The 6262-nt window shown below is 64.8% G+C and carries 5 protein-coding genes; 2 read left to right on the top strand and 3 right to left on the bottom strand.

Annotated elements, in window-relative coordinates:
• Positions 1-114 precede the first annotated feature (114 nt).
• Genes IBX53_RS13945 through IBX53_RS13935 form a run of 3 tightly spaced genes read right to left on the bottom strand, consistent with a single transcriptional unit; the run spans position 115 to position 4265 of the window.
• Positions 115-1242, bottom strand: coding sequence for a TAXI family TRAP transporter solute-binding subunit (locus tag IBX53_RS13945; RefSeq protein WP_290910320.1), 1128 nt, complete (start codon positions 1240-1242; stop codon positions 115-117).
• Positions 1243-1302: 60 nt separating this feature from the next.
• Entirely contained in the window at positions 1303-2499 is a 1197-nt protein-coding gene (locus IBX53_RS13940; protein ID WP_290910318.1) for a CoA transferase, read from the bottom strand.
• Positions 2496-4265 (bottom strand): acyl-CoA dehydrogenase family protein, encoded by a 1770-nt coding sequence (locus IBX53_RS13935; protein WP_290910315.1) that lies wholly within the window; start codon positions 4263-4265, stop codon positions 2496-2498. Before IBX53_RS13935 ends, IBX53_RS13940 begins: the two co-directional genes overlap by 4 nt.
• 133 nt (positions 4266-4398) lie before the next feature.
• On the opposite strand from IBX53_RS13935, the gene IBX53_RS13930 reads away from it, so the two are divergent.
• Both IBX53_RS13930 and IBX53_RS13925 read left to right on the top strand, forming a co-directional pair.
• Positions 4399-5298, top strand: a complete 900-nt coding sequence (locus IBX53_RS13930; protein WP_290910313.1) for a LysR family transcriptional regulator — start codon at positions 4399-4401, stop codon at positions 5296-5298.
• 50 nt (positions 5299-5348) lie between these two features.
• Positions 5349-6164 carry an IclR family transcriptional regulator gene (locus tag IBX53_RS13925; RefSeq protein ID WP_290910311.1) on the top strand — a complete coding sequence of 272 codons (816 nt, stop codon included), beginning with the start codon at positions 5349-5351 and terminating at the stop codon, positions 6162-6164.
• Positions 6165-6262: the final 98 nt, after the last annotated feature.

The following is a 6262-nucleotide window of genomic DNA, read 5'->3' as shown; positions in this document are numbered from 1 at the left end:
GGCCGAGGATCATCACCACACCTCGGGCAACGCCGTTCAACCGCGTGTTGTGAGTATCACTCATGGTCGGGGCCCTTGCGAGAGAAGGCCGGGGCCGAAGCCCCGGCCGGAGCATTACGAATGTTCGGCGAGGACCGCCTGGCGACGCTCCTCCCAGAGCTCGGTGAAGGCCGAATCGTCCAGGCTCTCGCCTTCCGCAATGGCCTGCTCCCAGGCCGCCTTCAGGGCCTCGAGACGGGCGAGGCGCGCCTCGTTCCAGGCCTGCATTTCGTCGTCCCAGATGCCCTTGTCTTCCATGTAGCGCACCGCGCCCGGGTGGAAAGGAATGTCGAGGGGCGGAACCCCGGCGTCCTCGATGGCCCAGCGATGGATGGCCGAGGTGGCATCCTTGTAGAGATCATAGGTCTCGTCGAGGGCCTTGACGAAGTCGTAGACCTCGTCGTCGCTGCGGTCGGCGAGCGAAACGATGATCGGATAGCGATAGGCCAGCATGTTGGCGGGATTCTCTGCCGAGAGTCCGGCGCCGATGGTCTCCTGGAAGGGCTGGAAGACCGGTGCCACCCGATTCATGCGTTCCCAGCCCGCGGCATCATCGGCCGGGATGTCAACCCAGCGAATGCCCCGCTGAGACTCCTCCAGCTCATAGAGCTGGCTGGCCGTGGTGGTGGTGCAGGCAGCATCGGCACGATTCTGTGCCAGGGAGCTCATAGCCGCCCCGTGGGTCGGAAACATCTCCGCCTCGACGTCATCGCGGGTCAGGCCACCGAAGGCGAGAATGGCGTCGCACTTGACGTTGACCGAGGGGTTGCCGGCCACATATGCGACCCGCTTGCCGCGCAGGTCTTCCAGGGTGTGGATGTTGGCATCGGCGGCGGTGGGCACGCCGAAGGTGGAGGGACGACCGGCCACGGCGCGCAGGTCCTGGGGTCCCCAGCGGCGCTCGGCGAAGTCATAGGTGCCCTCCGAGGCGAAGAAGGACTCGGTGGCCAGATAGGCGTAGTCGGCGCGCCCGCTGAGCAGGGGCTGCAGGCGCCCGATCGCCGAGCCGGCGGGCTGGATGCGAATGCGCGTGTCATGGGCTCGCCCGAAGGCGTCGGCGATGGCCGAGGCCTCGGAGTGGCCCTGGGAGCCTACGTCGTAGGCGGTCCAGGTCATGGTGTCGGGCAAGCCCTCGGCCTGGGCGGCACCGAGGCCGATCAGGGAAGAGGCCAGCAGGCCGGCGGTCAGAATCTTGGGGGTCATGGCATGGTGCTCCATTTATTGTTGACGTTTATTGTCATTGGTAGTGGACAGGGATGCGCCTCACTTCAGGCGCGGCTCGGGAATCACCCCCTGGGCGCGCAGTTTGACCAGCCTGGCCGGGACGACGCCCAGTTCGGTGAGGATTTCATCGGTGTGCTCGGCGAAGCGCGGCGGTGGCCGCCGATAGCAAGCCGGCGTGCGCCCCAGCTTGATCGGCGAGCCGGTGCCCCGATAGGCGCCGATATCGACGATCATCTCCCGATGGGCGGTGTGCGGGTGCGCCAGGATGTCATGGGTCTCCATTACCGGTCCGCATGGCACCCCGGCACGGATCAGACGCTCCGCCAGTGTCGTGCCGTCCTGGTCGGCCAGCACCGCTTCCAGGGCCTCGCGCAGCGCCTCGCGATGGGTCAGGCGAGCCCCGTTGTCGACGAAGCGCGGATCCTCCACCAGTTCGGGACAGCCGAGCAACTCGCACAGCTTGGCGAACTGGCCGTTATTGCCCACGGTCAGGAAGAGCGGCCGGGTAGCGGTGCGATACACCTCGTAGGGCGCGATGTTGGGATGGGCATTACCGGTGCGCCGCGGCGCCGGGCCGCCGAAGAAGACGTTGGGAAAGTGCGGGTGCATCAGCGCCAGCCCTGAATCGAACAGTGCCGCCTCGACGAACTGCCCCTCCCCGCTGCGGACCCGCTCGTGCAGCGCCAGGGTGATCCCGATCACCGCATTGAGGCCGGTGACGATGTCCACCACCGGCAGGCCAACCCGTAGCGGTTCACCATCCGCTTCGCCGTTGACACTCATCAGCCCGGCCATGGCCTGGATCACCGCATCGTAGCCGGGTAGCCCGCCGAGGGGGCCGTCGGCACCGAAGCCGCTGATGCGACAGTGGATCAGGCGCGGAAAGCGTGTCTTGAGGGTCTCATGGCCCAGCCCCCACTTCTCCAGGGTGCCCGGCTTGAAGTTCTCCACCAGCACGTCAGCGGTTTCCAGCAACTCGAGCAGCAGCGCCCGGCCCGACTCCTGGCGTAGATCCAGCGCCATGCCCCGCTTGCCGCGGTTGAGGCCATGGAAGTAGGAGGAGGCGTCTCCCGAGAAGGGGGGCCCCCAGCTGCGGGTCTCATCGCCGCTGGGCGGCTCGATCTTGATCACGTCGGCGCCGTGATCGGCAAGCACCTGGGTGCAATAAGGGCCGCCCAGTACCCGGCTCAGATCGATGACACGAATGCCGTTCAGGGAGGTAAGCGGTGCGTTCATACCGTCACCCCCTCGGCGTGTGGCGCCGCCTCGGTCAGCCCCAGGCCAGCGATCAGCCGCTCGACCGCCGCGGCGTCCAGAGGCGTCTCGGCAAGCAACTCGGCGAATGACGCCTCGGGCACCTCGTCCACCGACAGCGGATCCTGGGGCAGCAGGCGGTAGCGCATCACCAGGGCGGCCACGGCCTGACGCCGCCGGTCATCGTGTTGTTGCCCCGCCTCCCAGGCCAAGAAAACCGCCGAGGCGAGATGATAGAGGGTACTAGCGATGCGCCGCACCTCAGCCTCGTTCTTGGGATTGGCGGCGACGCGCTCGGCGGCGTTCACCCCCTTGGCCAGCAGCTCGCCCAGGAGCGCACGCTCGCCTTCACCCAACGCCGACTCATCCAGCAGACACCGCAGGTAGTTCGCCAGCACCGGCAGGGTGCCCTCGCGACGGATGGCGCGGAAGACGTCCAGGGCAACGATATTGCTGGTGCCCTCCCAGATGGAGCCTAGATGGGCGTCGCGCAGCACCCGGGCATCCGACCACTCCTCGATGTAGCCGCAGCCACCGCGAACCTCCATGCCGTCGCCGGCCACCTTGCGGGCATCCCGGGTGGTACGGAACTTGATCAAGGGGGTGAGGATACGCAGCAACTTTGCGGCCTCCGCATCACCACCATCGGCGCGGCGCAGGCAGTCGGCGGTATGGAAAACCATGCTTCGCCCCTGCTCGGCGGTGAGCAGCATCTTGAGCAGCTGACGCTGCATCAGCGGCAGGTCGATCAGCCGGCGGCCGAAAGCCACCCGGTGGCGGGCAATGAACAGAGCCTCGTTGACAGACCGGCGCATCAGGCCGGCGGAGCGAACGCCATTGGAGAGCCGCGACATGTTGATCATGTCGGTCATCTGCTTGAAGCCCTTGCCCGACTCGCCCACCACATAGGCCTCGGCCCCCTCAAGGACAATCTCACCGCTGGCCATGGAGCAGGTCCCCAGCTTGTCCTTGAGGCGCAGGATGCGGTAGCGGTTGAGGCTACCGTCAGCCAGGTGGCGCGGCAGCAGGAAGAGCGTCAGGCCGCGGGTCCCCGGCTCGCCCCCCACCGGGCGCGCCAGCACCATGGCCAGAGCAGCATCCGGATTGGAGCAGAACCACTTGTCGCCGTAGAGGCGCCAGACGCCATCCTCGAAGCGCGCCTCGGTGGTGATCGCCCCCACGTCGGAGCCGGCATCCTGCTCGGTCATGAACATGGCGCCCTGGAAGAGCTGCTCCTCATCCTGGGAGGTCAGGTTGCCGAGATAGCGCTCGATCAGTTCCTCGGAGCCGAACTTGCGCAGGGTACGGGTCAGGGAGTCGGTCATGCTGAGCGGGCAGCAGAGCCCGAATTCCGCCTGCACGAAGAGATAGGTCAGGCCGTACTTAGCGATGGGAGGCAGCGGCCCGGGCCAGCCGAGCACCCCACCACGGTGGGACATGGCGGCCAGCCCGAAATGGGAGTAAGCGTAGTGCTCGAGCCGGCGATAGGCGGGATGCTTGTCGATGTGCTGCAGGTCAGCTCCATTGCGGGTGCGAAGCTGCAGCATCGGGGGATGGCGGTCGGCCTCCAGGGCCAGGGACTCCAACTCGTCCCCCACCAGCTCACCCAGTTCATGGAAGGCAGAGGCCAGGTGCTCGCGCAGCTCGGGTTCTAGATAGATCGCCAGCAGCCTCGCAAACTCAGGGTCCACGGTGAAGGCGTTGTGGCCTCGACTGTCGGGAATGTTGCGGTGTATGGACTCGGACACGCTCGTCTCCTCTTCTGCGGTCTTGATATTATATTCCGCATACTAGAAGCTGATTTCGCGCCGCCTCCAATACCGATTTCCGAAAATACGATAGTATTTTCTATATCATTACCGCTCCAGCGAGGAGACTCACATGGCCCTGACCTTCCGCCAGCTGCGCTACTTCCTGGTTCTCGCCGAGGAGCTCCACTTCGGTCGCGCCGCCCAGCGGCTGCATATCTCCCAGCCGCCATTGAGCACCAGCTTGCGCCAGCTGGAAGAGGAGCTCGGCGTGCAGCTGCTGGCACGCAGCAGCAAGCACGTGGCCCTGACCACGGCGGGCGAGGCCTTCCAGCGCCAGGCACGCCGCCTGCTGCAGGATCTGGAGGAGTCCCGAGCGCTGATGCGCAGCATCGCCGAGGGCGCCTCGGGGGTGCTGCGAGTCGGCTTCACCCCGGCGATGCTCTTTCGCCGCCTGCCCCAGGCATTGCAGGCGCTGCAAGCCGCCCATCCCGGCATCGAGATCCAACTGCTGGAGCGCAACTCCGCCGATCAGGTCCAGGGCCTGGAGACGGGCCAATTGGACATCGGCTTCATCCACGCCATGCCGCTGCCGGAGACGCTGGCCACCCTGACGCTCGCCGACGAACCCTTCTTCGGCTGCCTGCCGCGCCACCACCCGCTGGCCTCCCGCTCCTCCCTCAACCTACGTGACCTGAACGGCGAGCCCCTGGTGATGTTCCGTCGCGCCCTCTCACCCTATTATTACGACCGTATTCTCGGCCTCTTTCATGTCGCTGACCTGAAACCCAACATCACCCACGAAGTTTCTCAGTGGTTGACCATCGTCGCTCTCATTGCCCACGGCATGGGAGTGGCTCTGGTACCTGCCGCCTTGGAGGGCACCCACTTCTCCAATGTATTCTTTCTGCCTTTGAGTGACGTCACCATCCGCCATCAGTCTCAGTGCGTATGGCTAAGAGATGATGAAGTACCCAACCGCGATCTATTGCTCGATATTGTCGGCAAAATCGTACAGGAGGAGAGCACCTGATATGCGATAATAGATTTCGAAATAGTCTACTAAATTCTGGAAGACCACCAATGACACAAACCTCCCCCCATGAAGATGATCAGGAGCAAGCCAGCAAAGACCGCAACTTCGTCACCGCCCTCGCTCGCGGTCTTGAGCTTCTTCGCGCCTTCGGCGCCGGCGAGGAGTACCTAGGCAATGCGGATCTTTCCAGCCGCACCGGCATTCCGCGGCCCACGGTGTCGCGGCTTACCTATACCCTGACCCTGCTCGGCTACCTGCAGCGCAACCCCGATATCGAGAAGTATCGCCTAGGGGCCGGGGTCCTGGCTCTGGGCTATCGCTACCTGGCCAACATGGGCATACGCGACCTGGCGCGCCCCCATCTGCAGCGCCTGGCCGACGCCACCGATTGCAACGTCAGCCTGGGCACCGCCGACCGTACCTCAATGATGTACCTGGAGACCTGCCACGGCAGCGGGCCGCTGATCATGCGACTGGAGGTGGGGTCTCGCCTTCCGATAGCCACTTCGGCAATCGGCCGCGCCTGGCTCTGCGGCATTCCCGAAAAGAGACGCAAACAAGTCATGCTGGAGCTCAAGGAGATCCACAAAGGTGACTGGGCCCGAATCGAAGCCGGCATTGAAAAGAGCCTAGCCGAGTTCAGGGAGTACGGTTTTTGCCTCTCAGAGGGTGACTGGCAACCAGAGGTAAGCGCTGTGGCACTTCCCCTCGTGCTCGAAGGCGGCGCTGAAGTAATGGCACTCAACTGCGGTGGCTCCAGCCTGCGATTGACCCGTGACAAGCTGATTGAGAGCCTTGGCCCTAAACTCAAGGGCATAGCAATGGATATTGTGGGTATTCTGGAGCCCCGCAGCTTCAGATAAACGACAGGGAAGCTCAGCCTTCGATTCGAAAGGGAAACGCCAAACCATGCCCTCGACCGACGCCTCGCCCGGCCGACTCAGCGTGGAGGCCGGCCGAC

Origin of the sequence: Halomonas sp. (assembly GCF_014859505.1) — a bacterium.
Lineage (GTDB): Bacteria > Pseudomonadota > Gammaproteobacteria > Pseudomonadales > Halomonadaceae > Halomonas.
The sequence above is the reverse complement of the archived record's forward strand: the minus strand, read 5'-3'. Positions and strand labels throughout refer to the sequence as shown.